Here is a 25,223-nt window from a genome sequence, read left to right as displayed (position 1 = left end):
TGCGTCAATCCGCAGATCATTTTGGCATACCTGCTCAATCGGCGGCTGCGCCTTCGGCATCGACTGTGGCTTCGCCCCCGCCCAGACCGTGGACATAGGCGGTCACAGCGCGCACCTCGGCCTCGCCCAGACGGGCCTGCCACGGCGGCATCACCCCCATGCGCGGCGTTTTGAGTTGCCGCAGGATCGCATCATGGCTGCTGCCGCGCAGCCAGATCGCGTCGGCAAGGTTCGGCGCGCCCAGCTCACGGTCGCCAAGGCCGCGTTCCCCATGGCAAGCGCTACAGTTGTCGGCAAAGACTTCCGCTCCCGCCCGCGCCGCGCCCGCGTCATGCTCAAGCCCCGACAGGCTGCGAACGAAATGCACGGTGGCGTCGAGATCGGCCTCTTCCATCCAGTCAAAGGGCGGCATTTCAGAGAAGCGCGCGTCGGGGTCATCTTCGTTACGGATACCGTGGCGCACTGTATAGGCGATATCCTCCATCGTGCCGCCCCAGAGCCAATCGTCGTCCAAAAGGTTGGGGTAGCCCGAGGCCACAACACCCCCCGCCCCCGCGCCGTGGCATTGCGAGCAATTGGCCGCAAAGACCGAGCGCCCAGCCTGCGTCGCAAAACGCTGCAGTTCTTCGTTATCCTTCAGCACCGCCAGATCGACGGTCACGAGGCTCTCCGTCAGATCGGCGTTCGACAGATCCACGCGGGCGATCTCGGCGGCGACTTCACCGCGGGTGGAATAGCCCAACAGCCCCGCCGTAGCACCCGAGACCATCGGCCATGCGGGATAGAGGATGGTATAGATCACGCCCCAGACGACGGTGGCGTAAAAGGTCCAGAGCCACCAGCGCGGCAGGGGCGTGTTCAGCTCTTCGATCCCGTCCCAACTGTGGCCTGTGGTCTCGGTCCCGGTGGCGGGGTCGATCTTGCGATTGTCGGTCATGGCTGGGCTCCGTCATGGCGGGCTTGATCGGGGTCGTCGTTGCGAAACGGGACGGCGGCGGCATCGTCGTGCAGGGCGCGCGCGCCGGGGCGAAAGGCCCAACCAATGACCCCGAGAAAGATCAACGTCAGGATCAGAAGCGCCCAGCTGTCTGCCAGTTCGCGCAGAAAAGAATAGGTGTCCATGGCAGGCTCCTCAGCGGGTGGCGTCGGGCACGAAGGTCGAGAAATCGACCAGCGTTCCGAGCATTTGCAGATAGGCTATCAGGGCATCCATTTCGCTGATGCCGGGCTGCCCGTCGAAACTGCGCACCTGCGCGCCGGGGTAGCGTTCGAGTAGCGCGTCGTAGTCCCCCATGGGATCGACCTGCACCCGGAAATCGCCACGGACATTCGCGATCATCTCATCACTATAGGGCACCCCAACCGTCCGGTGCGTCGCCACCAGATCGGTCACATCCTCAGACTCAAGCTTGGCGTCCATCAGAAAGGCGTATTTCGGCATCACGCTTTCCGGCACCACCGACTGCGGGTCCATCAGGTGATCCACATGCCACTCATCCGAATAGCGTCCGCCCACGCGCGCCAGATCCGGCCCGGTGCGCTTAGAGCCCCATTGGAACGGGTGGTCATACATCGATTCCGCGGCAAGGCTGTAGTGGCCATAGCGTTCGGTCTCGTCGCGCATCGGACGGATCATCTGGCTGTGGCAGGTATAGCAGCCCTCGCGGACGTAGATCTCGCGCCCCGCCAGTTCCAGCGGCGAATAGGGGCGCATGCCCTCGACCTCTTCGATGGTATTCTCCAGCCAGAACAGTGGCGCGATTTCGACGATCCCGCCGATGCTGACCACCCCGAGCGAGGCAATCAGCAGCAGCGTCGCGTTGCGCTCGAACCGCTGGTGAAAGGTGATCGTCTGCGTCTCAGGCGGCAGTTCGTTGGGGATTTTGCCCTTCTTCAAGCCTTCGCTGGCGGTCACGATCTTCGGGTCGTCAGCGGGGTCATAATTGGGGCTGTGGGGGTTCTTGGCCATTGATCTTACTCCGCTGGCAGGGCGACGGTGACAGGGCGGGCTTGCGGGGCGCGGATGGTCATCCACATGTTCCAGACCATCACCGCACCCCCCGCGAGGTACAAAACCCCGCCCAGACCACGGACCACATACATCAGGAATTTGGCTTCGACGGTGTCGGCAAAGCTGTTGACGAGGAAGCCATTGGCATCGACCTCACGCCACATCAACCCTTCCATGATGCCCGAGACCCACATCGACGCGGCGTAGAGCACGATCCCGAGGGTCGCGAGCCAGAAGTGCAGGTTGATCGCCGCCATGGAGTGCATCTGCGCCCGGCCCCAGAGCCGCGGGGTCAGGAAGTAGAGCGCCCCGAAGGTGATCAGCCCGTTCCAGCCGAGCGCGCCAGAGTGCACATGGCCGATGGTCCAGTCGGTGTAGTGGCTGAGGCTGTTCACCGCCCGGATCGACATCATCGGCCCTTCAAAGGTCGACATGCCATAGAAGGCGAGCGAGGCGACGAACATGCGGATGATCGGATCGGTGCGGATCTTGTCCCACGCCCCTTCGAGCGTCATCAGCCCGTTGATCATACCGCCCCAGCTTGGCATCCACAGGATGATCGAGAACACCATCCCCAGCGTTGCTGCCCAATCGGGCAATGCGGTGTAATGCAGGTGGTGCGGCCCGGCCCAGATATAAAGAAAGATCAGCGCCCAGAAGTGAATGATCGACAGCTTGTAGCTATAGACCGGGCGGCCCGCCTGTTTCGGCACGAAGTAATACATCATGCCCAGAAACCCGGCTGTCAGGAAGAAACCCACGGCGTTATGCCCGTACCACCACTGCGTCATCGCATCCTGCACGCCTGCAAAGACCTGCACCGATTTGGAGCCCCAGATCGACACCGGGACGGCGAGGTTGTTGACCACATGCAGCATCGCCACGGTGATGATGAAGGCCAGAAAGAACCAATTGGCGACATAGATGTGACGCTCACGCCGCTTCAGGATCGTGCCAAAGAATACGGCGAGGTAGGTTAGCCAAACGATGGTCAGCCAGATGTCGACGTACCACTCCGGCTCGGCATATTCCTTGGATTGGGTGGCCCCCAGCAGATAGCCTGTCGCCGCCAGCACGATGAAAAGCTGATAGCCCCAAAAGACGAACCACGCCGCGTTCCCACCCCAGAGCCGCGCCGAAGAGGTGCGCTGCACGATGTAGAACGACGTGGCGATCAAGGCATTGCCCCCAAAGGCGAAAATCACCGCGCTGGTGTGCAGCGGGCGAAGCCGGCCAAAGTTCGCATAGGGCTGCGCCCATTCGATATTGAGCGCGGGAAAGGCCAGTTGGAAGGCGATGAAGGTGCCGACCAGAAACCCCACCACGCCCCAAAAGGCGGTGGCAATCACGCCATAGCGGATCGGGCCATCCATATAGCCCTGCGGCGCCATGGACACGGCGGGCCGTGCACCCTCAACAGGCATGCGGCGCAACTGCCAAAAGAACAACCCCGCCGCCACCAGCATAATCAGCAGGGCATGGACCATATAAGCCGGATCGCGCGCCCAATCCGCCCCGAGTGCTGCAAAAAACACTATAAGCGCAAGCACGATCAACTTGAGCGTATCGAACATATTCCGAATCCCTTCATCTTTGGGAGACGGATCGCATGCGGCTGAGACCACCGCTTTGATCTATGTCAAAGATGGCGGCATAGGCCTGCGAAGGGCGCGATTTCTGGGCGGGCGCCGGGCCTAGCTTTTCGGGCGCGCTCCGCTGGGATCATACATCGGTTTCAGGCTCACCTCGGCCTTGATCCGGCGGCCTGCGACGTCGATCTCATAGGTCGAGCGCAGCAGGTCGGGGACGCTTTCCCCTTCGCAGGGCACATAGCCCAGCCCGACCGCGCCGCCCAAGTGATGCCCGTAATTGCCCGAACTGAGATAGCCCGCGAGTTGCCCGTCCCGCAGGATCGGCTCGGCGTGATACAGCAGCGGCTCCGGGTCCGTCAGACGGAATTGCACCATTCGCAGGGTCAGCCCCGCCTCCTTCTTGCGCAACACCGCGTCGCGGCCAATGAAATCGGGCTTGTCGGTCTTCACCGCAAAGCCCAAGCCCGCCTCCAGCACATGGTCCTCGCAGGTGATGTCATGGCCGAAATGGCGAAAGCCCTTTTCGATCCGGCAACTGTCCATCGCGTGCAGCCCGCAGAGTTTCAGCCCATAGGCCGCGCCTGCGTCGATCAGCACCTCAAAGACATGGGCCGCCATTTCAGTGCTGACGTAAAGCTCCCAACCCAGTTCGCCCACGTATGACACGCGGTGCGCCCGGGCGAGCCCCATGCCGATCTCGATCTCCCGCGCCATGCCGAAGGGGTGCATCTCGTTAGAGAAGTCATTGGGGGATATCGCCTGCAAAACCTCCCGCGCCTTTGGCCCCATAATGGCGAGGACCGCTTCGCCCGCCGTCACATCCGTGATCACAACAAGGCGCTCGCCCGCATGACGGCGCAGCCATGTCTCATCCGCCAGCCGCGTCGCGGCGGGGGTGACGACGAGATAGGCCGTCTCACTGAGCCGCGTCACGGTGACATCCGCCTCGATCCCGCCGCGGGGGTTGAGGAACTGGGTATAGACAATCTTGCCCACCGGCACCGCCATCTGCGCACCGCAGATATGGTTCATGAAAGCCTCGGCCTCTGGCCCCTCGACCCGGATCTTGCCGAAGGACGACATATCATAAAGCCCGACGCCCGTGCGGATGGCGGCGTGTTCGGCGGCTTGATTGTCGAACCAGTTCTGTCGCCCCCAAGCGTAGCGGTATTCACGCTCTTGGCCGGCATCCGCAAACCAATTGGCCCGCTCCCAGCCCGCAAATTCGCCCATGACCGCGCCATGCTCCTGCAGATGTGCGTGCACCGGGCTGCGCCGGATGCCCCGCGCGGTCGCCTTTTGGCGATAGGGAAAGTGATCGGCATAGAGCAGGCCCAGCGTTTCGGTCGACCGCGTCGCCAGATAGGTCTTATTGCCCTGAAACGGCTGCATCCGCGAGATGTCCACGTCACCCAGATCGAAGGGTTTTTGCCCGTCTTCCATCCATTGCGCCAGCGCCATGCCCGCGCCGCCCGCCGACTGAATCCCGATAGAGTTGAACCCGGCGGCGACCCAGACATTGTCCATCTCGGGGGCCTGACCGAGGTGATAGGCATCATCGGGGGTGAAACTTTCGGGACCATTGAAAAAGGTGTGAATCCCCGCGTCCGCCAGCAGTGGCAACCGTTTGACGGCCATCTCAAGGATCGGCTCGAACTGGTCGAAATCTTCGGGCAGTTGGTCAAACTCGAAACTCTCGGGGATGCCCTGCAGCGCCCATGGCTTGGCGACAGGCTCAAACGCACCAAGCAGGATTTTGCCCGCATCCTCTTTGTAATAGGCATACTCATCGGGGACACGCAGCACCGGCAATTCACGCAAGGAGGGAATGGCTTCGGTGACGATATAGAAATGCTCGCAGGCTTGCAGCGGCACGTTACTGCCCAGCATCCTGCCCACGTCCCGCCCCCACATGCCTGCGCAATTGATGACATGCTCGGCCTCGATCTGCCCCGCGCTGCCATCCTCCCCGGCCCAATCTACTGCTGTGACCCTACGCCCCGCGCGCACCACGCCGGTGGCCTTGACCCGCTCCGCCACGATCGCACCACGCGCCCGCGCGCCCTTGGCCAACGCCAGTGCAATATTGGCCGGATCGCCCTGCCCGTCTTTCGGCAGATAGACCGCGCCGGTCATGCCTTCGGTCTCTACGTGGGGATACTTGGCGTGCACTTCCGCGGGGGTGATTTCCTCGACCTCCACGCCAAAGGCGCGGGCCATGGCGGCCTGACGCAGAATTTCCTCGCGCCGCGCAGGTGTCAGCGCGGCAGTGATCGACCCCACGCGCTTGAACCCCGTGGCGACCCCGGTTTCCGCCTCAAGCGCGCCGTAGAGTTCTTGGGAATATTTCGCCAGCCGCGTCATGTTCTGCGTCGCGCGCAGCTGCGCGATCAGCCCTGCCGCGTGCCATGTGGTGCCAGAGGTCAGTTGTTTACGTTCCAGCAATACGACATCGGTCCAGCCGAGCTTTGTCAGATGGTACGCGACCGAACAGCCGATCACGCCACCGCCGATGATGACGGCCCGGGCTTTGGAAGGCAGTTGTACCATTTCAGACCTCCTGCGCGCGGATGCGGGTGTTTTCACTGTCCCAAAGCGGCGCGTCGGGCTGTACGGTGGCGCGGTAGCTCTGGCCAAAGATTTCCACCGTGAGGTCGGTGCCCGCCACGGCAGCCTCGGCCTGAACCACCCCGAGGGCGATGGAGGCATCGACGCGGTAGCCATAGCCGCCGCTGGTCACTTCGCCCACAACCCGGCCCTTCAGGCGCAGTGTGGCCATCGCTGGCGCGTCTTGTGGATTGCCCTCAACGACCAACGTGACGAAGCGCCGCTGCGGCCCCGCCGCCCGTTCGGCAACCAGCGCCGCTTTGCCCGGAAACGCCTGCGGTTTCTCCAACCGGATGAACCGGTCCAACCCGGCTTCCAGCAAAGTGTATTCCTGCGACAGGTCGCCTTTCCAGGTGCGGTAGCCTTTTTCAAGCCGCATGGAATTGAGCGCGAACATCCCGAAAGGTACGGCCCCACCCGCGATGACCGCATCATAGATCGCGGGCATATCCGAGGGCGCCGCGTGGATTTCCCAGCCCAACTCGCCTGCGAAAGAGACCCGCGCAAGCAACGCGGGCTTGCCCTGCACAGATGCCTTTTGATGGCTGAGCCACGGCAATGCCAGATCGGCATCGGGAGCCAGTGGTGCCAAAAGCGCACGGGATTTCGGGCCACAGAGGATCAGGGTCGAGACTTGACCTGTTTGATCCGTCAGGCTGATCGCCCCCCCTTTGGGCAACGCATCGCGCAGCAGTTCAAAGTCATGCCATTGCGCGGGGGCGGCGGTGATCAGGGTGAAGTCATCCTCTGCATGGCGCAGGATCGACATCTCGGTCAGCACCCGGCCCCGGCTGTCGGGAAAATAGCCTAAAGTCATCCGCCCCACTTTGGGCAGCGCGCCTGCAATTCGCCCCAGTAGCCACTCCGCAGCGCCCGGTCCCGCCAGCGCGAAACGCGAGAACCCCGGCAGATCGAGCACGCCGACATGGTCGCGCACCGCAGCGACCTCCTCACGAACCCGCACCGCCCAAGGGCCCTCCCGGTCCCATGTCTGGGTCGCGGCATCTGAGGTGTCATCACCCGGTTTGGCGAACCAATTCGCCCGCTCCCACCCGTTGTAAGCCCCCATTTGACCGCCCGCATCACGCAGCCGGTCGTGCAGCGGCGACAGCTTCTTGTCGCGCCCGGCGGGCCATGCGTGATGCGGGAAATGCATCGCATATTCATGACCATAGGTCTCTAAAGCCTTGGCGAGGGTGAAGTCGTGATCGGCATGGGCAGTGAAGCGGCGCGGGTCGACATCCCACATGTCCCACTCTGTTTCACCCGCCATGATCCATTCGGCCATGACCTTGCCCGCGCCGCCGCCCTGCGCGATGCCGAAGGTAAAGCTATGCGCCTCAAAGGCATTTGGCACGCCGGCCATCGGGCCGAGCATCGGCAAGCCATCGGGCGCATAGGGGATCGGCCCATTGATCACCCGCCCCACACCGCTTTGGCCCAAAAGCGGCATCCGCGCCATGGCGTCTTCGATATACCATTCCAGCCGGTCCAGATCATCGGGGTAGAGCTGAAAACTGAAATCCTCGGGCATCGGATCGTCGGGGGTGATCCAATGGGCTTTGCAGTTGCGCTCATAGGGACCGAGGTTCAGACCGTTCTTGTCTTGCCGCAGGTAATAGGAACTGTCCACATCGCGGACCATCGGCATTTTGTGGCCCTTTTCGGCGGTCCATGCGGCCAGCTCGGGGATTTCTTCGGTCAGGAAATACTGATGGCTCATCACCACGGCAGGCACCCGGCGGCCGCCATGGGGGCGGAACCATTCGCCGACCCGCTGCGCGTAATAGCCGGCAGCGTTGACCACCTTCTCGCAGCGGATATCGCCCTTTTCGGTATGGACGATCCATTCGTCCCCATCGCGGTCTATGCCGGTGGCGGGGGTAAAGCGGTGAATTTGCCCCCCGGCCTCCCGCGCGCCTTTGGCAAGAGCTTGGGTCAGTTGTGCCGGGTCGATGTCTCCATCCAAGGGGTCCCACAACCCGCCCGCAAGGTCATGTAGCTCTATGAACGGGTTATGCTCTTTCAGCTCGGCGGGGGTGCACATCTCCATCCCCAGCCCCTGCGCGCGGGCCATGGAGGCGACATGTTCAAACTCCTGCATCCGTTCACGACTATGGGCCAATCGCAGCGCCCCGGTCACGTGGTAGTTGATCGGATAGCCCACCGCCTCGCCCAAGCTGCGGTACATCTCTAGCCCATAGCGCTGCATGTTCATCACCGCCCATGAATTCGAGAAATTGGGGCAGTTGCCCGCCGCATGCCAAGTGGAGCCAGCGGTGAGTTCGTTCTTTTCAAGCAGGACGCAATCGGTCCAACCCGCGCGGGCAAGGTGGTAGAGGGTCGAGACCCCAACCACGCCGCCCCCGATGATCACGACCCGTGCCGTTGTCGGAAAATCAGCCACGTTCAGCTCCTCTCGCCAAGCACTGCCAAAGGCTGACCAAAGGCGCCCCCGGTCAGTTTGAAACCATTTGAATTGATAAAAACCCGGTTCAGTAAACCGGCGGAGAGATCACCCAGACCACCACGGCAGGCGTGTCGTAGGGGTTGTCCCAAGTGTAATATTCGCCCCGAATGCGAAAGCTGTCGCCGGGGCAAACGGTAAAGCTGCGCTCTGCAATCTTCAGGTTCAACCGGCCCGAGATGACAAAGCCCACCTCCTGCGTTTCGCGCATGACGGGCGCCTCCAGCCCCGAATAGGCTGCAAAGGTCGAATGGATGACCTCGAAACTGTCGGTCAGATCGGGGGAAAGCAACTCTTCCGTCAACCCGTTGGCCGCACTTCCCATGGCCCGCCGTGCCCCGGCGCGCACGACATAGCCGCGTTCTTCGGGGGTCACTGTCGCTTCGCCAAAAAGCAACGAGATCGGCACGTCCAAGATTTCGGCCATGTGTCGCAGATCTGAGATGGAGGGGGTCGAGATATCGCGTTCGACCTGACTGACCCAGCCAACGGAACGGTCCAACGCCTCGGCCATATCGGTCAGGGTCAGTCTGCGCCCCTTGCGGATCGCGCGTAAATCGGCCCCCAGTGAGCGTGGCGCCGTGGCCTCGGCCCCCTGCCTTTTCGCTCGGGTCATGTGAAAATATCCTCCATTTTTTCACTGTGGCGCGGAATTCGGCGTCTGGCAAGTGTTTCTCCTCGAAAGCGATGAACTGAGGCGGGCGGGGTTAAGACCGCCCCTTCCAAGGCACCAACAGCCGCTCGGCCTTACGCATCAACATGTCGATGCCAAAACCGATGACACCAATCAGGATGATCCCCATCAAAACGATGTCGGTCAGCTGGAATTTGGAGGCGACCATGATCATCATCCCCGCCCCTTTTTCTGCGGCCACCAGTTCGGCGGCCACCACCGTGCCCCAGCAGACGCCCATCGCCACCCGCGCCCCGGTAAAGATCTCGGGCAGAGAGTTCGGCACGATCACATGGCGCATGATCTGCGCCTTGGACGCGCCAAGCGAATAGGCCGCGTGGACCTTGGTGATATTCACCCCCGACACGCCCGACCGCGCAGCGATGGCCATGATCCATAGGGCCGCAAGGAACAGCAGGATGATCTTGCCCACCTCGCCGATCCCCGCCCAGATGATCACCAGCGGAATCAGCGCAAGCGGCGGCACGGGGCGCATGAATTCGACAATCGGATCGAACCAGCCGCGAAACCAGCCCGACAGGCCCATGGCATAGCCCAGCGGAATGCCCACCAGCGCTCCAAGGGCAAAGCCCACGACAACGCGGAAAAGCGAATAGCCCAAATGCTCCCACAGGGTGCTGTCCCGGTAACCTTGGCTGGAAATCTCACCCAACCGGGCGACCACGGCCTCAGGTGGCGGCAGCCAAATCGGCTCCATCTGCCAGCCCTTCGCAGGCTCAAAATTAAGCGTGCCCTTGGGCGACATGCCGACGCGGCCAAAGTCAGTCAGCACCTCCCCACCCGGCACGATCTGCTGGCCGTTCACCGCGACGACGCGGTGCCCGACATCGCGGCCCTTCTCGTCATTCTTATCGACGCGCAAAAGCCCCGACCGCCATGCGCCGATGGTGAAAGCGTCATTCTTGGCCCAGCCTTCACCGGGATCGACCTGCGGCGTGTCGGCATCTTCGCCCACGGGATGCACCAAGACGGTGATCGTCGCATCATCGCGGCTGCCGTCTTCGGCCTCTGCGGTATAGGTCAGCTCGGCCAGCCCCTCAAAAGGGCCGGGCGCATGCAAAAACCGGGGCAGCAGCGACGAGCCGGTAAAAGCGCCCCACAGCAAAAAGATCGTTAGGATCGAGATTACGCTGGCGGTGCGGTTCGAGGTGACAGCGCTTTCATCGCCAAAGGTGACGGTCTTGCGCGCAACAAATCCATTCGCAGTCTGGTCGACGGCAAGACGCACCAAAAAGAATGAGACGGCAAAGATAACGATATAAATCAGTAGGATAACCATTATGCGTCCTCCGTCCGGCCCATAATCTCTTCTTCCATGTCCCAGATCATACCAAGGATCTCTTCGCGTCTTTCGGCGAATTCTGGATGTTTCTTAACCTCGCGCAGATCGTGGCCCACCCCCAGATCGGCAAAGGGCAGACGGTATTCGCGGTGAATGCGCCCCGGACGCGGCGCCATGACCAAGAGCCGCTCGCCCAGCAACAGCGCTTCTTCGACCGAATGGGTGATGAGGATGATGGTCTTGCCCGTCTCTTTCCAAAGCTTCAGCACAAGGCTTTGCATCTTTTCACGAGTCAGGGCATCAAGCGCGCCCAAAGGCTCATCCATCAGGATCACGTCGGGATCATTTGCCAGACAACGCGCCAGCGCCACCCGCTGCTGCATCCCGCCGGAAAGTTCGTAGATCGCCTTTTCCTTGAAGTCCCTCAGCCCGACGATATCGAGCAGGTGGTCGACCTCGGCCCCGTATTGCTTTTCGCTCTGCCCCTTCATCCGAGGGCCAAAACTCACGTTCTCGCGCACCGACATCCATTCAAACAACGCACCCTGCTGAAAGACCATCCCCCGCTCTGCATCCGGCCCGGTCACGTTGTGGCCATTCAAAACGATCTCGCCCGAGGTTGGCGCAAGAAATCCCGCAACGATGTTCAGAAGCGTCGTCTTGCCACAGCCCGAGGGGCCCAGCACCGACATCAATTGGCCTTCGGCAAGGTCAAGCGATACGTTTTCAAGCGCCTGTACGTGACCGCCATTGGGCAGGTCGAACCGCATCGACAGATTTTCGATTTTTAGTCCCGACATGCCGCCCCGGTGCCCCCTGCTATTTTTGTAAGACCGCCCCCGCCTGCCCGGCTCTTCGGCTACAAAGATCCGGGCAAAGATTGGGGGCGGCCCCGTATTGAGCCGTCTCGGCTTACATCTCGCCTGCGGCCTGCAACGGACCGGTGTTGACCGCGTCGTCGTAGCTGTCGAGCGCCGCGTCGATCGCGCCCGCTTCGACAAAGACATCTGCGACGCCTTTCATGAACTCCTGCGCGCCACCCCCGAGCCATTTCTCTCCCATCTGATCCTCAAGCGAGGGGAAGGTGAAGGTCGCGATCGTTTCCATCGTGGCGTCTTCGTCCATGCCGGCGTCCTTGGCGATCACGGGCAGCATCTTGGCTTGATTGGCCTCATCGGCCCACATCGCATTCGCTTCTGCCGTGACTTTCAGGAAAGCAGACACCGTATCGGAATTTTCAGCCACCCAAGACGCCGGGCCAGAGGTCACGTCGAAAACGAGAATGCCCAGTTCTTCTTTCTCGGCGCCCGTCAAAAGGATATTGCCATGCTCCAGCATCCGCCGCAGAGAGCCGCCCCAGCCGCAGGCCATATCGACCGAGCCCTGCGCGATGGCTGCAGCGCCATCAGGCGGCGCCATATCGACCACATCAAGCGACCCAACATCGACGCCGAAGTGGCTCATTTGCTTGAGAAAACCGTAGTGCGCAGCGGTGCCGAGTGGCACTGCGACCTTCTTGCCTGCCAGTTCCGCGACAGAGGATTTGTCGATCTCTAACTCCTCCCGGATCACGCAGTTATCATTTTCGGAATAGCTGACCGCGACATCGAGAATCTGAATATCTTGCCCCGCCGAGGTCGCAACCACGAAGGGCGGCACGCCTTGGCTTACCGACATATGCACATCGCCCGACGCCATCGCCGCCGACATAGCTGTGCCGGAGTCGAAGCTGACCCAATTCACACTGGTGCCAAGGGCTTCGTCATACATTCCCTCGGCCTTGGCATATTGGAACGGCATCGGCCATTCGAGGAAATACCCCACGGTCAAATCCTGCGCGGCAGATTGGGTGACACCCATCACAAGCAGGCTGGCGGCGGTGCCCATCAGTTTCACGGTCTTCATGATATTCTCCCTAGGTCTGTTATGGTCGCTTCTTATAATTGAACGTCCCGTTCACATGTTTCGCGACCATCGGCCCCTGTCAGACATCAGGAAGGGCAAGCCCCGGGCAATGTGAAAAAACCCCTCGTGTTTTCACGATACGGGTGAAATTGAACTTTTCAACAAAATTCTCACGCCGCAACGCAACATAATTCTCATGTTAAGAAGTCTGCGTAGAATTTAGCCGGGGGCACTTTTGCCCCTCGCAACGATAGGCGAGAGCTACGCGGTATTCCTAAACAGTAATTTGATTGTTTTGGCCGACCGTCAGACTCAACCTAATTGGAGAGGGAGTCTTAACTTGCCGAAATGCAGCCCCTTTGGGGCGATGGTGATCTTGACCCGCGCTGGGCGGGTCAAGTCTGTTGTGACGCTCTGAAAGCGCGCGTTTACCAGGAGGTGATAACAGTGCCCTGATAGCTTTCATCGATGAAGGCTTTGATTTCATCGGAATGATAGGCCTTGAGCAGTGTCTCAACCCATGCGGCTTCCTCGTCGCCTTTACGCACGGCGATGACGTTCACATATGGGTTCTCGGCGCTTTCCATCGCGATGGAATCTTCCTTGGGGCTCAGACCCGAGGCAATCGCGTAGTTGGTATTGATCAAAGCCGCATCCAGATCGGCCAGCGACCGCGGCAGTTGGGCGGCATCAAGCTCTTTGAAGGACAGGTCCTTGGGGTTCTCGGTGATGTCGAGCACGGTCGGCACCAGACCTGCGGCCTCATCCACCTTGATCAGACCCAGTTCTTGCAGAACCAGCAGGGCGCGGCCACCGTTTGTAGGATCGTTCGGGATGCCGAATGTTGCCCCTTCTTCCAGATCGGCAAGCGCGGTGATCTTGTCCGAATAGACACCCATGGGGGTCGTGATGGTGTTGCCGACGACGCTCAACTCAAAGCCGCGGTCTTTCATCTGCGCTTCAAGATACGGCACGTGCTGGAACGAGTTGGCCTGAATGTCGCCATCGGCCAGCGCTTGGTTCGGGACCACGTAGTCAGAGAATTCGACCACATCGATGTCCAAGCCCATCGGCTCAGCGATACGGGCGACCTCTTCCATGATCTCGGCGTGCTCGCCGGGGGAAACGCCGACTTTGATTTCCTCGGCGGCAAGACCGGTGGCCATCAGCGCCAGAACGGAGGTGAGTGTCGTAAGACGAAGCATAGTAGTCTCCTTAGATTGAGAGGGCGGGTGTAAGGCGCGGCCTATTGGCCGCCGCTTTTGGTGGCCCGTTTGTCCACGGCGCTGGCGATACGCTCGCCGATGGACTGCACAAGCTGTACCAAGACGATAAGGATGATCACGACGATTGCCATAACGTCAGGCATAAACCGTTGATATCCATATCGAATACCAAGGTCTCCCAGCCCTTCGCCCCCTACGGCCCCGACCATGGCGGAATAGCCAATCAGGCTGACAATCGCCAAGGTCAGGCCCAGCGTGATGCCGGGGAGCGCTTCGGGCAGCAGCACTTTGCGGATGATCTGCAGCGGCGTCGCACCCATCGCGCGGGCGGCTTCGATCAACCCGGAATCGACCTCACGGATCGCGTTTTCCACCAGACGCGCGATGAAGGGGACCGTCGCGATAGTCAGCGGCACAATGGCCGCCGTGGTGCCGATAGAGGTTCCGGCCACCATGCGGGTAAAGGGAATGATCGCCACAACGAGAATGATAAACGGAACGGAGCGCGTGGCGTTCACCACCAGCCCGAGCACCTTGTTCACCCAAGGCGCGGACAGCAGTTCCCCGCGTTGCGAGGTGGCCAGAAACAGCCCCAGCGGCAGACCAAAGACCGTGCCAAGGATCGCGGATACCGCCACCATATAGAGCGTTTGCCCCGTCGCTTCGATCAAAAGGTTAATCAGATTAGCCGACATAGCCCAGCACCTCCGTCAGAAGCCCGTGTTGTTCCAAAAAGGCGCGCGCTTGGGCGGCCTGCGCCACCGGCAGAGACACCAGCAGGTTGCCGAAAGGCCGGGTTCCGATCTCTTCGACAGCGCCCGCAAGGATATTGACCGGAATGCCCATATCCTGCGTCAGCCGCGCCAACATCGGATCGGTGGCATGGGCGCCTGCAAAGGTGACGCGGATCACCTCTTCGCCGCCCGTTGCAGGGGCGGTTTGGGTCAGCCGTTCTTTGACAAAGGCAGGCAGGGTGACGCCGGTCACGCCCGAAAGGAAGGACCGCGTCGTCGCGTGTTGCGGCGCGGTGAAGATGTCATAGGTGGCCCCATGTTCGACGATCTGGCCTGCGTCGATCACCGCCACATGGCTCGCGATGTCGCGCACCACGGCCATCTCATGGGTGATCAGCAGGATCGTCAGCCCCAAATCGCGGTTGATGTCCTTCAAAAGCGACAGAACCGTTTGGGTGGTCTCAGGGTCCAGAGCCGAGGTCGCCTCATCCGAGAGCAACACTTTCGGCCCGGTGGCCAAGGCGCGCGCGATGCCGATCCGCTGCTTCTGGCCGCCCGAAAGCTCTGCCGGGTAGCGCCCCGCCTGCGCGCTTAGCCCGACCCGGTCGATAAGGTCCGCCACACGCGGTTTGATCTGCGCGCTCGGCATCCGGGCCACTTCGAGCGGGAGCGCGATATTGCCCGCCACGGTACGTGAAGACAGCAGGTTAAAGTGTTGAAAAATCATGCCAACGTCACGTCGGATCGCGCGCAGCTTGCCGCCTTTCGCGGTGCTGACATCCTCACCGCCGACCAGCACGTTGCCGGTGGTCGGACGCTCCAACCCGTTGACCATGCGCAGCAAGGTCGATTTGCCCGCCCCCGAACGCCCAATGATCCCGGTGATTGAGCCCGGTGCCACGTCGAGGGATATCCCCTCAAGTGCATTCACGGTCGCCCCGCCTGCTTTGGTAAAGGCCTTGCCGACCTTGTCAAAGGCGATCGAGGCACCTTCTGTTGTGATATCAGTCATTTTCCGTCCGGGTCGGGGTGGGTTTCGAGTGGTGTCCCCTAGATAGAACCCCTGCCCCCGATGCAAGCCACGATCATGCATAGCTGCCTTGTTTTGCACACTTATCTCTTGCCGGGGCATTCGCCCCTTGTGCCGTTATCCGATGAGGATAATTATATTCACGAATCGGAATGAATGCGGGGAGGGCATAAGATGAAGGTCAATAGACGGACGGTGCTGGCAGGGATGGGCGCGGCGGCCCTTGCCCATGGCCCGCTGCGTGCCTTTGCCCTGACCTCTGCCCAGATCGGTGGGTATGAGCTTGTCAGTGTGAGCGACGGCAATCTGCTGCTCCCGCGGAGTTTCTTCTTTGAAGGTTTGCCGCAGGAGGAACTGGCGCAGGTTTTGGCGCCCTTTGATCTCCCTCAGGACCAGTTGGCGCCGCCCTGCAACCTGACGCTTTTGCGCAATGACGACCGGGTGATCCTCTTCGACGCGGGCGCTGGCCCCGCCTTTATGCCATCGGCCGGATCGCTTTCAGAGAGCTTAGACGCGGCGGGCGTCGCCCCGGAGGCGGTGACCGACGTTGTCTTTACCCATGGCCACCCGGATCACCTTTGGGGCGTGCTGGACGATTTCGACGATCTGGTCTTTCCCAATGCGCGCTACCACATGGGTCAGGTCGAATGGGACTATTGGCGCGATCCGGCGACCGTGGACACAATCGGCGCAGCCCGCGCCGCCTTTGCCGTCGGAGCCGCGCGGCGGTTGGCGGCGATCGAGGACCGGGTGGCCCATTTCTCCGACGGAGATGAAGTGCTCCCCGGCATCATGGCACAGGCGAGTTTCGGGCATACGCCCGGGCATATGTCGTTTCTGCTGGGCGGCGGCAGTGACGCGCTGATGATCGGCGGCGATGCCATCGGCAATCACCATCTTGCCTTTGCCCGGCCCGGCTGGGCCAGCGGATCGGACCAAGACCCCGAGCGCGGCGCCGAAACCCGCCAGCGGTTGCTGGACCGGCTGGCGGACGAACAGATCTGGCTGATGGGCTTTCACCTGCCACAGGGCGGTCTGGGCCGGGTTGAACGCCGTGGCGAGAGCTATCGTTTCGTCGGAGCCGCGCGATGAAGCGGTTCGCTGGCATCACCGCCCTGCTGCTCGCCTAAAACGCCACGACCGGTAGATATCGCGGACAGATACCCCGGCTCGTCGCTCTACGACAATCCCTATGCGGTCGTCCCCGGCGCGCGCTCTGCCGTCGGCGCGACCGCCCCGTAGACCTATGAAAACGCGAGCCATAACAACAACCTAAGCTTCATCGCGACCGGCGACGAGGTTCTTTCGCTGTATTTAATAGTCCCAGACTTCACTGTCATGTTTCGATAATCCTAGCCACGGCGCTTTGGAGCAGCAGTTCGGCCCCGCGAACCCTAAGGATCCGAAGCCGGATCACGCCCAGGCATAGGGTCGCATCAGAAAAAGGCAGCCGCTTCCAACTCCACCGTGATTACCCCGATGATCGCTCCGTTGGATGGTTCTGTAATGGGCATCGAAACACGGCTTTGATGCGCTTTGGAGCCTTCATCGATGGCCACTTGATCGATTACGAACATCCCCGATGGTGGCGTGAAACGATTGCTGTTCTTGGGCTTGCCGCCTTTGAAATAGACCGATGCGGTGCCGCTGGTGACGACGGTCAACCCATAGGCGTCAAGCAGCGCCACTTCGGCAATCTGACCTTTGGCGCGGGCAATCTGCGCCGCTAAGAAAGCTGCGGCGACAGGGGCCTTTGCTTGGCTCGTCGGGGTGGCCTGCGCGGTCGCTGCGGCAGATGCGGCGGCCAAGACATTCATCTCTCGGTGTCGCTGGTTCTGCTGCGCAATCGCGTCGACGATGCGGGCGTCATTGACCCAAGACAGCAAATCCCGGTCGATATAATCGTTCAGCGCCCAAGGCACTTCGGACGCGGTAACCTTGAGCCCGGAACACAGGATGAAGATGAGCGATACAAGTGGCAGGTGTCGAAGCATCGGGGAGCCCTCATGAGGTTGGCGGCGTAAAGACCGCGGGAGAGCTACACCCTAGCGTTCGATTGGTTTACGCCTCATGAACGGCGATCACCGCTTAGACCTCTTCGCCCTTAAACCCCGTTGCCACAACGAATTTCTCTGATGAATCCGGTCGGCTTGCGGGCGGTTTGATATTGGCGACCTTGGTGAAACGGCGCTTGAGCAGCTTTTGCAACTCGCCCTCGGCGCCCCCCGCCAGCACCTTGGCCACGAATGTGCCGCCCTCTTCCAAGACGTCGAAAGCGAAATAGGCCGCCGCCTCGCAGAGTGAAATAATGCGCAGGTGGTCGGTCTGCTTGTGCCCCGAAGAGGCAGCCGCCATGTCGGACATGACCACATCCGCCTTGCCGCCCAGCCATTCCTTTACCTTAAGGTCAGCGTCGTCTTCCATAAAATCGAGCTGGTGCAGCTCGCACCCCGCGATCGGCTCCATCTCTTGCAGGTCGACGCCGAGAATGGTGCCCTGCGTCTTGCCCTTCTTCTCGCCCAGCACATTGCAGCGCTTGACCGCGACCTGACACCAACCGCCCGGCGCGGCGCCAAGGTCCACCACCCGTGCACCGGGGACAAGGAAACGATATTTATCGTCTAGTTCCATAATCTTATAAGCCGCCCGCCCGCGATAGCCTTCGGCCTGCGCGCGTTTGACATATGGATCGTTCAACTGCCGCTGCAACCAGCGGGTGGAACTGAGCTTGCGCCCGCGTGCGGATTTCACCTTGACCTTGAGGTCACGCTGACCGCGCCCCGAGGTGTTTTTTCCGTCCGGTGTCTTGGCCATCAAAAGACCCCTTCTTCTAATACGCCATCGGCGCTCATCTGTGCATATAGCAGGCCTTCGCGCAGACCGCGATCCGCAACTGACAGCCTGTCGGTCGGCCAGCAGCGCATCAAGGCTTGCAGGATCGCGGCGCCCGACATGATCAGGGCGGCGCGATCTTGCCCGATCCGCGGATCGGCGCGCCGCCCGCCCGGCCCCATGGCGATATAAGAGTGGATCACCTTGTCGATCTGCGCGCTGCTCATGCTGAGGCCATCGACCTTGGTCCGGTCATAGCGTTTCAGGTTCAAGTGGCTTGCCGCCACGGTGGTCACGGTGCCCGAGGTGCCGACGATCTGAAACCGCTTTTGCGACTGGATCGTCTGATAGGGTGTGAAATCGGTGAGGTTTTCCTCAAAAAACCAGCTCATCAAGGCAAAGCGCGCGGCGTCGTCTTCAACATCAGAGAATTGGTCGCGCAGCGTCGCCACGCCCAGAGGCACGCTGATCCAATCCACCACCCGCGCGGCAGGCACATCAGATTTCGCCTGATAGAAGCCGCCCTGAAGCCGCATGATCGACCGGGCGCGATCCGCCCGAGGGACTTTGGAGATGTCGATCCAGACAAGCTCAGTCGAGCCGCCGCCGATATCGACCACCAGCAGGTTCTCCGTCTTGCGGCTGACCAGCGGCGCGCAAGAGATCACGGCAAGTTGGGCTTCTTCCTCAGGGCGGATGATGTCGAGTTTGAGACCCGTCTCGCGCTGGATACGGCGCATGAACTCTGCGCCATTCTGTGCGCGGCGACAGGCTTCGGTCGCCACAAGCCGCATGTTTTGCACCTTGTTGCGGCGCAATTTCTGCTGACAGATCCGCAATGCCTGGATGGTGCGCGCCATCGATCCGCGCGACAAACGCCCGGTTTTTTCCAAACCGGCACCCAATTGTACCGATTTTGAGAAACTGTCCACCACATGGAAACCGCTGCCACGAGGCTGGGCGATCAACATGCGGCAGCTATTTGTACCCAGATCTAGGGCCGCATATAGCTCATTAGATCTGGGCGGAACTGGCGCGGGGCTCAGAGCCGGGATGTCTTTGTCGAGCGCACCCGCACCTTTGGGACGCTGTGGCGCCATGGTTACGCGCCTTTCATATCGAGTTGCCCCCAAGGTATTCCCTGCGCCGGGCCGGTGCAAGTGGTCGCGGTGCCTTGGGCCAATTTCCGCGGCGTCCTGCGCCATGCCCCTATCTTTTGGCACCTCAGGACCACCTCACAATCATCTTGAGAATAATGGGGGCGCAGGGCCCTCGTGATGGCCCGCCCGATGCGCTATCACGAGCCCCAAGTCGCGGATGGGTCGTGTTTCGTCGAAAAACGGCCCTGTCCTGACCGCGACGCTCGTTAGACAGGTTTAAACCGGAGGAATCGTCCCATGCCCGCAGTCACCATCGTTTACTGGCGCGATATCCCCGCTCAGGTGATCGTCGGCAAAGGCCGCCGTGGGTCGAAACGCCCCCTGCCCGAACGCTTTGAACAGGCGATCGACCGCGCGGCGATGAAGATCGGCGCCGGAGATTCCGATGCCTATTTAGCGGAATGGCGCAAGGCGGACCCCTTTGAGGTTGAAGGCGATCCCGATGCCATCGCCGACGCCGAAGCCGCCCGGATCGACGCGGAATACGACCGCGACCGGATTAAGCAACTGATTGACAACGACGGCTGGGCATAGCCTGCCAGCCCTATGATCAAGGACACGCTCATGGCACTTTTGAACTTCCGCAAGAAGGAAACACCGGCCCCGCAGGCGCCGGTGGCCGAAGTCGAGGCGCTGTTGAAAGATTATTCGATCGAGGTGATGCCCCGCACCGCCGAGAAGGTCGAAGATTTCCGCGCCCTGCTGCCAGAGGGCACCCGTGTCTATATCGCCCATATCGACGGCACCCCGATTGAGGATATGGTCGCCACCGCCGCGCGGCTGAACGCCGATGGCTTCAAGGTCATGCCGCATTTCCCGGCCCGCATCATCAAGGACCGCGCCACGCTCGCCGACTGGATCGCCCGCTATCAGGGCGAAGCCGATGTGCGCCAAGCGTTGCTGCTTGCGGGCGGTGTCACCGCGCCCGTGGGCGACTTTACTGACAGCATGCAGCTGATGGAAACGGGACTATTCGATGAGGCTGGCTTTACCCGTCTGCATGTCGCTGGCCACCCCGAGGGCAACCGCGACATCGACGCCGACGGAGGCCGCCTAAACGTCGATGCCGCGCTGAAATGGAAGAACGACTTCCAGACCCGCACCGATGCAGAAATGGCAATCGCCACGCAGTTCGCCTTTGAGGCGCAGCCGATCATCGAATGGGCCGACAGTCTGAAAGCCGCTGGCATCACCCTGCCTATTCACATCGGCATCGCGGGCCCTGCGAAACTGCAAACCCTCATTAAATTCGCCATCGCCTGCGGTGTCGGTCCTTCGCTGAAGGTACTGCAGAAGCGCGCGATGGATGTCACCAAGCTGCTGTTGCCCTATGAGCCAGCAGATGTGATCAGTGAATTGGCCACCTACAAAGCGGCCCACCCGGATTTTAACATCACCCATGTGCATCTGTTCCCGCTGGGCGGGATCAAGACCAGCGCCACATGGGTCCAAGATAATGGCGGCGCCTCTGGGGTGCCCGCCAACGCATCCTAAAGGAAGTTACATGACCAGAACCGTCATCGAATCCAAGACCAAGACCGCCGTCATCGGCTTTGACGAGCCGTTTTGCGTGATTGGAGAGCGGATCAACCCCACGGGCCGCAAAATTCTCAGCCAAGAGCTTGAGCAAGGCGATTTTTCGCGGGTCGAGGCCGATGCCATCGCACAGGTCGCCGCCGGTGCCACGGTGCTGGATGTGAACTCGGGCGCCGTTTTTTCCAACAAGATGGCCGAAGACCCGCGCTATGCTGACAACAACTTTGTCGAGCCGATGCTGATGCCGGAACTGATCAAAGTGGTGCAAAATGCCGTCGACGCGCCGATCTGTATCGACAGTTCGGTCCCCGGCGCGCTCGAGGCAGGCTTGCAAGCCTGCGAAGGCCGCCCGCTGTTGAACTCGGTGACCGGCGAAGAAGAGCGGCTTGAGCTCGTGCTACCGCTGGTCAAGAAATACAACGTGCCCGTGGTGGCGATCTCCAACGACGACACCGGCATTTCCGAAGACCCGGATGTGCGTTTCGCCGTGGCGAAAAAGATCGTCGAACGCGCTGCAGATTTCGGCATCCCGGCGCATGATATCGTGGTCGATCCGCTGGTCATGCCAATCGGCGCAATGGCAACAGCGGGCCATCAGGTCTTTACCCTTGTGCGCCGCCTGCGTGAGGAATTGGGCGTGAACACCACCTGCGGTGCGTCGAACATTTCTTTTGGTCTGCCCAACCGCCACGGGATCAACAACGCCTTCCTGCCGATGGCGATGGGTGCTGGCATGACAAGCGCGATCATGAACCCGGTGGCCGTGCCGCTCAACGCCGTCAAGATCGCCGAAAAGCGCGCCGAGATGGCCGCCGCGGGCATTATCCTGCCCGAAGAGATGGATGACGAGACCTTCGTGACGCTCTTCAATCTGGGATCGACCAAGCCCCGTCCGGGCAAGGAGATGGAGGCCATCCGCGCCGCCAACTTCCTCTTTGACCGTGACCCGCATGGCAGCGCATGGATCGAGTTCAACAAGGTCGCCCCCAAGGCCGGTCAAGAAGGCCGAGGCCGCGCGGGCCGCACCGGCGGCCGCCGCCGCCGCTGAGCCCTCTCGGAACGATGAAAGGCCCCGCCAGCATCGCTGCACGGGGCCTTTTGTTGTCGGCCTCCACGGAGAGCCGTTTTTTTCAGATAGGTAAACAGCGGAAATCTGGCGCCATCCCGACGGCGCCGGCCCCTGCAAAAGCTAGTCCGCCCGGTTCTGGCTCACGAGCTCTTGGATCGCGGCCATAACCGCCGCGACATGGTCGGCGTCCGCTGCGGCGCTATGCGGTTCATTAAAGCCGCCCCTATCATTGTCGAAATACTTTCCCGAAGCCTTTGAGAAATCTTCCGAAAGCGCGGCACGGCAAAGGATGTCGGCACCGATGCTCAGGTCATTTCCAGCAACGCCAAAGCCTTCCTTAACCATTTTGGACGCCAACAGCGACCCGGGATTCACCGCGATGAAGAGCGGGCCATCCTGATGTGCGCGGGCCATTTCTTGCGTCCAGATCGTGATCGCCAATTTGCTCTGCGCATAGGCCGCCATATCGTCCAAGGTGCCGTTGCCCCGAAGAGCGGCCACATCCACCGGTGCCTGCGCGGCAGAGGAAAGGTTCACCACCCGGCCCGCTTTGGGCAGTACCGGCAGCAAGAGTTGAACCAGCAGATAGGGCGCTAATGTGTTGACCACAAAACGCGCGTCTAGCCCCGCTTCGGTGCGCGGATCGGGCAGTTTCAGGACACCTGCGTTGTTGATCACCACGTCGATCTGGCTGTGATCGATGCGCAGCGCCTCTGCCAATGCCGCGACCTCATCCAACTGCGACAGATCTGCGCGGTAGGTCTGGGGGGTGCCGCCCACCTCTGCCGCCGATGCGCTTAATTTTTCGGCGCTGCGCCCGTGCAGCAGCACGGTGTGCCCCTGCCCGCTAAGTTTCTTTGCCGTCAGCAGACCGATGCCGTCAGTCGCGCCGGTGATGAGGATGGTCTTTGTCATGGCTCTCTCCTTATCGAGGTCTCTGCGCGTCTCTGCGATGGCGCGGCATGCGGCGGTCGGGTGATCACCAACCGCCCAAAACCTGCTTGCCGATCACCCGCCCGCTTTCTTGCCGCAGATGGGCGGCGCGAAGGTTCTCTACATTTATCACGCCCCCATGTTCGGTCACGGTAGATTGCAACCTGCCCGCGTCGATCATCTGCGCGACCCGGTTCAACAGGTCGCGCTGCGCGGTCATGTCTTCGGTTTGGAACATCGACCTTGTGAACATAAACTCCCAATGCACGCTCAAAGCTTTGGGTTTCGCCGCTTTCATGTCCAGCGTTTCGGGGTCGTCGATCAATGCGATCTGGCCGCGTGGGGCAATGGCTTCGATGATGGCTGGCCAATGCATGTCCGTGGCCGTCAGCGCGGCAACGTAGCTGGGCGCGAGGTTGAGATCGGCAAGCTGCGCCGCCAGATCACTCCGGTGATCCACCACATGATCCGCCCCCATCTTGCGCCCCCAGTCTTGGGTTTCCGGACGCGACGCAGTGGCGATCACGGTCAATCCGGTCAGCGCCTTGGCCAATTGGATAAGGATCGACCCCACGCCCCCGGCCCCGCCAATCACCAAAAGCGCCTGCCCCTTACCGGCCCCTTCCGTCAGCCGGAAAGCATCGAACAGCATTTCCCATGCGGTGATCGCGGTCAGCGGCAGACTGGCGGCTTCAACGAAATCGAGCGATTCCGGCTTTCGCCCCACGATCCGGGCATCAACCGCATGAAAAGCGGCGTTGGTGCCTGCACGGGTCACATCCCCGGCATAGAACACCGCATCCCCGATGGCGAAATCCGTAACCTCTGAGCCCAAGTCGACGACCACACCCGCCGCGTCGAACCCCAAGACCTTTGGGCCGCCATCGGGGGCGGAAAGCGCGCGCAGCTTCACATCCACCGGATTGACAGAGATGCCCTTTACCTCAACCAAAAGATCGCCCGGCCCCGGCGTGGGTCGGTCGATTTCCAACGCCTCCAAAACCTCTGCCGCGCCGGTGGTGTTATAGCCGATGGCTTTCATTCCGATTGTCCTTCTTTCCGAATTTCGTTGTTGGACAGGAAGTATCAGTTTGCCGGACTGTATAAACCGGGCCGAAACCGGATTGAGTTTATCGAAACGCAGGACAATGGGGACGCAAGGCGCCTGCGCGGTGCGCACTCCGCACAGGCTCTCAAGGTCAGAAGCAGTCGACTGCAGGGCGGTCAAACCGCATCAACTCATATCGCCGAAAGAACATGGCGGAGGCGGTTTGACCTTTGCCCCCTCCAGACGAAGGTATTCGTGACCGCAGAACGCTGCACTCATGCAAGGGGATCAAACCTTCCAAGCGACCCTCAGTATCAGAACCTTAGCGACAGGCACGACATGCCGCCGTCCAGTTTGGCGCATTCCGCATTACTGATCTCGACCACTTCAAAGCCTGCCTTCGTCAACATTTCCGCGGTGCGGGGGAAGCCCGCAGGACAGAGCACATATTGGTTAAACCGGATGCTATTGGCGGCGGCCTCTTCGCCCTCGGCGGTGTGCAGCACGCGGTAACCTTCGAAACAGCCAGAAGCGTCGAGCCGTTTGGTGCTGAGGATGGTGTCCCCGTCGAGCAACGAGCAATCGGTCTTGAAATGCAGCACGCCGGGCGGTGTAAAGACCTCGCGGAGGCTATGGCCCCAGTCCGAGACGATCTGCGTGAGCTCGGCCACGCCTTCGGCATCGGTACGGTCTGATCGGCCCACCAAGATCTCGCGCCCGGTGACCAGAATGTCGCCTCCTTCGATATGGCCGGGGCCTTCAATCTGGCGCAGGTCACTGTAAAGGGTGCTCAGGGTCGATGCCATTTCGGCCACCTCTCCCATGCGGCTCGGTGCGCCGGGGCGCATCAGAACGGCCCCCTTTGGCAAACAAAGCGCGGTATCCTCAACAAAGACGGAATCGGGAAAGGCGTCCAGCGCGGGCAGTTCGATCACCTCAGCGCCGGTTTCTTTCAATGTGGCAACGTAATGCGCATGGGCCTTTTCCATCTGCGCAAGATCGGGGGTGCCGATGTCCTCGGCGCGCAGACCATCGACGATGCTGGCGGCGGGGCGGCGGGTGACGGCGTGGGTGAATTCATAGGTAGGGTCTGTCAT

At 61.2% G+C, this 25,223-nt stretch carries 23 protein-coding genes and 1 pseudogene; 5 read left to right on the top strand and 19 right to left on the bottom strand.

The window, feature by feature from the left end:
* Positions 1-34: 34 nt before the first annotated feature.
* The 13 genes from ccoP to T8A63_RS08740 form a co-directional block, all read right to left on the bottom strand.
* On the bottom strand, positions 35-937 hold the full coding sequence (ccoP, locus tag T8A63_RS08800; protein WP_322345588.1) for a cytochrome-c oxidase, cbb3-type subunit III: 903 nt from the start codon (positions 935-937) through the stop codon (positions 35-37).
* Entirely contained in the window at positions 934-1,122 is a 189-nt protein-coding gene (locus tag T8A63_RS08795; RefSeq protein WP_067629932.1) for a CcoQ/FixQ family Cbb3-type cytochrome c oxidase assembly chaperone, read from the bottom strand. The genes ccoP and T8A63_RS08795 overlap by 4 nt, the downstream gene beginning before the upstream one ends.
* Positions 1,123-1,132: 10 nt before the next feature.
* The gene (gene ccoO / locus T8A63_RS08790) at positions 1,133-1,969 is read right to left on the bottom strand and encodes a cytochrome-c oxidase, cbb3-type subunit II (RefSeq protein ID WP_322345586.1); all 837 of its coding nucleotides are present in this window, start codon (positions 1,967-1,969) and stop codon (positions 1,133-1,135) included.
* A 5-nt stretch (positions 1,970-1,974) separates the two neighbouring features.
* A complete protein-coding gene (gene ccoN, locus T8A63_RS08785) occupies positions 1,975-3,585 on the bottom strand; it encodes a cytochrome-c oxidase, cbb3-type subunit I (protein WP_067938790.1) in 1,611 nt (536 codons plus the stop codon).
* A gap of 120 nt (positions 3,586-3,705) precedes the next feature.
* Positions 3,706-6,153, bottom strand: a complete 2,448-nt coding sequence (locus T8A63_RS08780) for an FAD-dependent oxidoreductase (protein WP_322345584.1) — start codon at positions 6,151-6,153, stop codon at positions 3,706-3,708.
* A 1-nt stretch (position 6,154) separates the two neighbouring features.
* A complete protein-coding gene (locus tag T8A63_RS08775) occupies positions 6,155-8,617 on the bottom strand; it encodes an FAD-dependent oxidoreductase (RefSeq protein ID WP_322345583.1) in 2,463 nt (820 codons plus the stop codon).
* 88 nt (positions 8,618-8,705) lie between these two features.
* A complete protein-coding gene (locus T8A63_RS08770) occupies positions 8,706-9,293 on the bottom strand; it encodes an XRE family transcriptional regulator (protein ID WP_322345581.1) in 588 nt (195 codons plus the stop codon).
* A 91-nt stretch (positions 9,294-9,384) separates the two neighbouring features.
* Positions 9,385-10,650 (bottom strand): ABC transporter permease, encoded by a 1,266-nt coding sequence (locus T8A63_RS08765; RefSeq protein WP_067629396.1) that lies wholly within the window; start codon positions 10,648-10,650, stop codon positions 9,385-9,387.
* The gene (locus T8A63_RS08760; RefSeq protein ID WP_067629395.1) at positions 10,650-11,453 is read right to left on the bottom strand and encodes a taurine ABC transporter ATP-binding protein; all 804 of its coding nucleotides are present in this window, start codon (positions 11,451-11,453) and stop codon (positions 10,650-10,652) included. The genes T8A63_RS08765 and T8A63_RS08760 overlap by 1 nt, the downstream gene beginning before the upstream one ends.
* A 112-nt stretch (positions 11,454-11,565) precedes the next feature.
* Complete coding sequence (locus T8A63_RS08755; protein ID WP_067629393.1) at positions 11,566-12,558, bottom strand: ABC transporter substrate-binding protein; 993 nt, start codon at positions 12,556-12,558, stop codon at positions 11,566-11,568.
* 428 nt (positions 12,559-12,986) lie between these two features.
* A complete protein-coding gene (locus T8A63_RS08750) occupies positions 12,987-13,763 on the bottom strand; it encodes a MetQ/NlpA family ABC transporter substrate-binding protein (protein WP_067629390.1) in 777 nt (258 codons plus the stop codon).
* Between the two features lie 41 nt (positions 13,764-13,804).
* Positions 13,805-14,479 carry a methionine ABC transporter permease gene (locus T8A63_RS08745; RefSeq protein WP_067629388.1) on the bottom strand — a complete coding sequence of 225 codons (675 nt, stop codon included), beginning with the start codon at positions 14,477-14,479 and terminating at the stop codon, positions 13,805-13,807.
* A complete protein-coding gene (locus T8A63_RS08740) occupies positions 14,469-15,530 on the bottom strand; it encodes a methionine ABC transporter ATP-binding protein (protein ID WP_322345576.1) in 1,062 nt (353 codons plus the stop codon). Before T8A63_RS08740 ends, T8A63_RS08745 begins: the two co-directional genes overlap by 11 nt.
* Before the next feature lie 192 nt (positions 15,531-15,722).
* On the opposite strand from T8A63_RS08740, the gene T8A63_RS08735 reads away from it, so the two are divergent.
* The gene (locus T8A63_RS08735; protein WP_322345574.1) at positions 15,723-16,640 is read left to right on the top strand and encodes an MBL fold metallo-hydrolase; all 918 of its coding nucleotides are present in this window, start codon (positions 15,723-15,725) and stop codon (positions 16,638-16,640) included.
* Positions 16,641-16,649: 9 nt separating this feature from the next.
* A pseudogene (locus T8A63_RS08730) lies at positions 16,650-16,853 on the top strand (MBL fold metallo-hydrolase); the annotation flags it as partial.
* Positions 16,854-16,984: 131 nt separating this feature from the next.
* Here the strand turns inward: T8A63_RS08730 and T8A63_RS08725 are convergent.
* From T8A63_RS08725 to T8A63_RS08715, 3 genes are all read right to left on the bottom strand, one after another.
* Entirely contained in the window at positions 16,985-17,542 is a 558-nt protein-coding gene (locus T8A63_RS08725; protein ID WP_322345572.1) for a hypothetical protein, read from the bottom strand.
* Between the two features lie 94 nt (positions 17,543-17,636).
* The gene (locus T8A63_RS08720; protein WP_067627424.1) at positions 17,637-18,362 is read right to left on the bottom strand and encodes an RlmE family RNA methyltransferase; all 726 of its coding nucleotides are present in this window, start codon (positions 18,360-18,362) and stop codon (positions 17,637-17,639) included.
* Positions 18,362-19,480, bottom strand: coding sequence for a Ppx/GppA phosphatase family protein (locus T8A63_RS08715; protein ID WP_067916062.1), 1,119 nt, complete (start codon positions 19,478-19,480; stop codon positions 18,362-18,364). Before T8A63_RS08715 ends, T8A63_RS08720 begins: the two co-directional genes overlap by 1 nt.
* Before the next feature lie 297 nt (positions 19,481-19,777).
* Here T8A63_RS08715 and T8A63_RS08710 point away from each other — a divergent pair, with 297 nt between their 5' ends.
* From T8A63_RS08710 to T8A63_RS08700, 3 genes are read left to right on the top strand one after another with little or no spacing between them, the layout of a single operon-like run.
* Complete coding sequence (locus T8A63_RS08710) at positions 19,778-20,074, top strand: virulence factor (RefSeq protein ID WP_067625152.1); 297 nt, start codon at positions 19,778-19,780, stop codon at positions 20,072-20,074.
* Positions 20,075-20,104: 30 nt separating this feature from the next.
* The gene (locus T8A63_RS08705; protein WP_322345568.1) at positions 20,105-21,034 is read left to right on the top strand and encodes a methylenetetrahydrofolate reductase; all 930 of its coding nucleotides are present in this window, start codon (positions 20,105-20,107) and stop codon (positions 21,032-21,034) included.
* Between the two features lie 10 nt (positions 21,035-21,044).
* Entirely contained in the window at positions 21,045-22,124 is a 1,080-nt protein-coding gene (locus T8A63_RS08700; protein WP_317389304.1) for a methyltetrahydrofolate cobalamin methyltransferase, read from the top strand.
* Between the two features lie 141 nt (positions 22,125-22,265).
* Here the strand turns inward: T8A63_RS08700 and T8A63_RS08695 are convergent, their stop codons facing one another.
* From T8A63_RS08695 to T8A63_RS08685, 3 genes are all read right to left on the bottom strand, one after another.
* Positions 22,266-23,060 carry an SDR family NAD(P)-dependent oxidoreductase gene (locus T8A63_RS08695; protein WP_322345564.1) on the bottom strand — a complete coding sequence of 265 codons (795 nt, stop codon included), beginning with the start codon at positions 23,058-23,060 and terminating at the stop codon, positions 22,266-22,268.
* A gap of 64 nt (positions 23,061-23,124) precedes the next feature.
* Entirely contained in the window at positions 23,125-24,120 is a 996-nt protein-coding gene (locus T8A63_RS08690) for a zinc-binding alcohol dehydrogenase family protein (protein WP_322345561.1), read from the bottom strand.
* Between the two features lie 320 nt (positions 24,121-24,440).
* Positions 24,441-25,223, bottom strand: coding sequence for a dimethylarginine dimethylaminohydrolase family protein (locus T8A63_RS08685; protein ID WP_322345559.1), 783 nt, complete (start codon positions 25,221-25,223; stop codon positions 24,441-24,443).

Source organism: Sulfitobacter sp. OXR-159 (genome assembly GCF_034377145.1).
In the GTDB taxonomy this organism is placed as follows: domain Bacteria; phylum Pseudomonadota; class Alphaproteobacteria; order Rhodobacterales; family Rhodobacteraceae; genus Sulfitobacter.
This window is presented reverse-complemented; position numbering and strand designations above follow the sequence as displayed.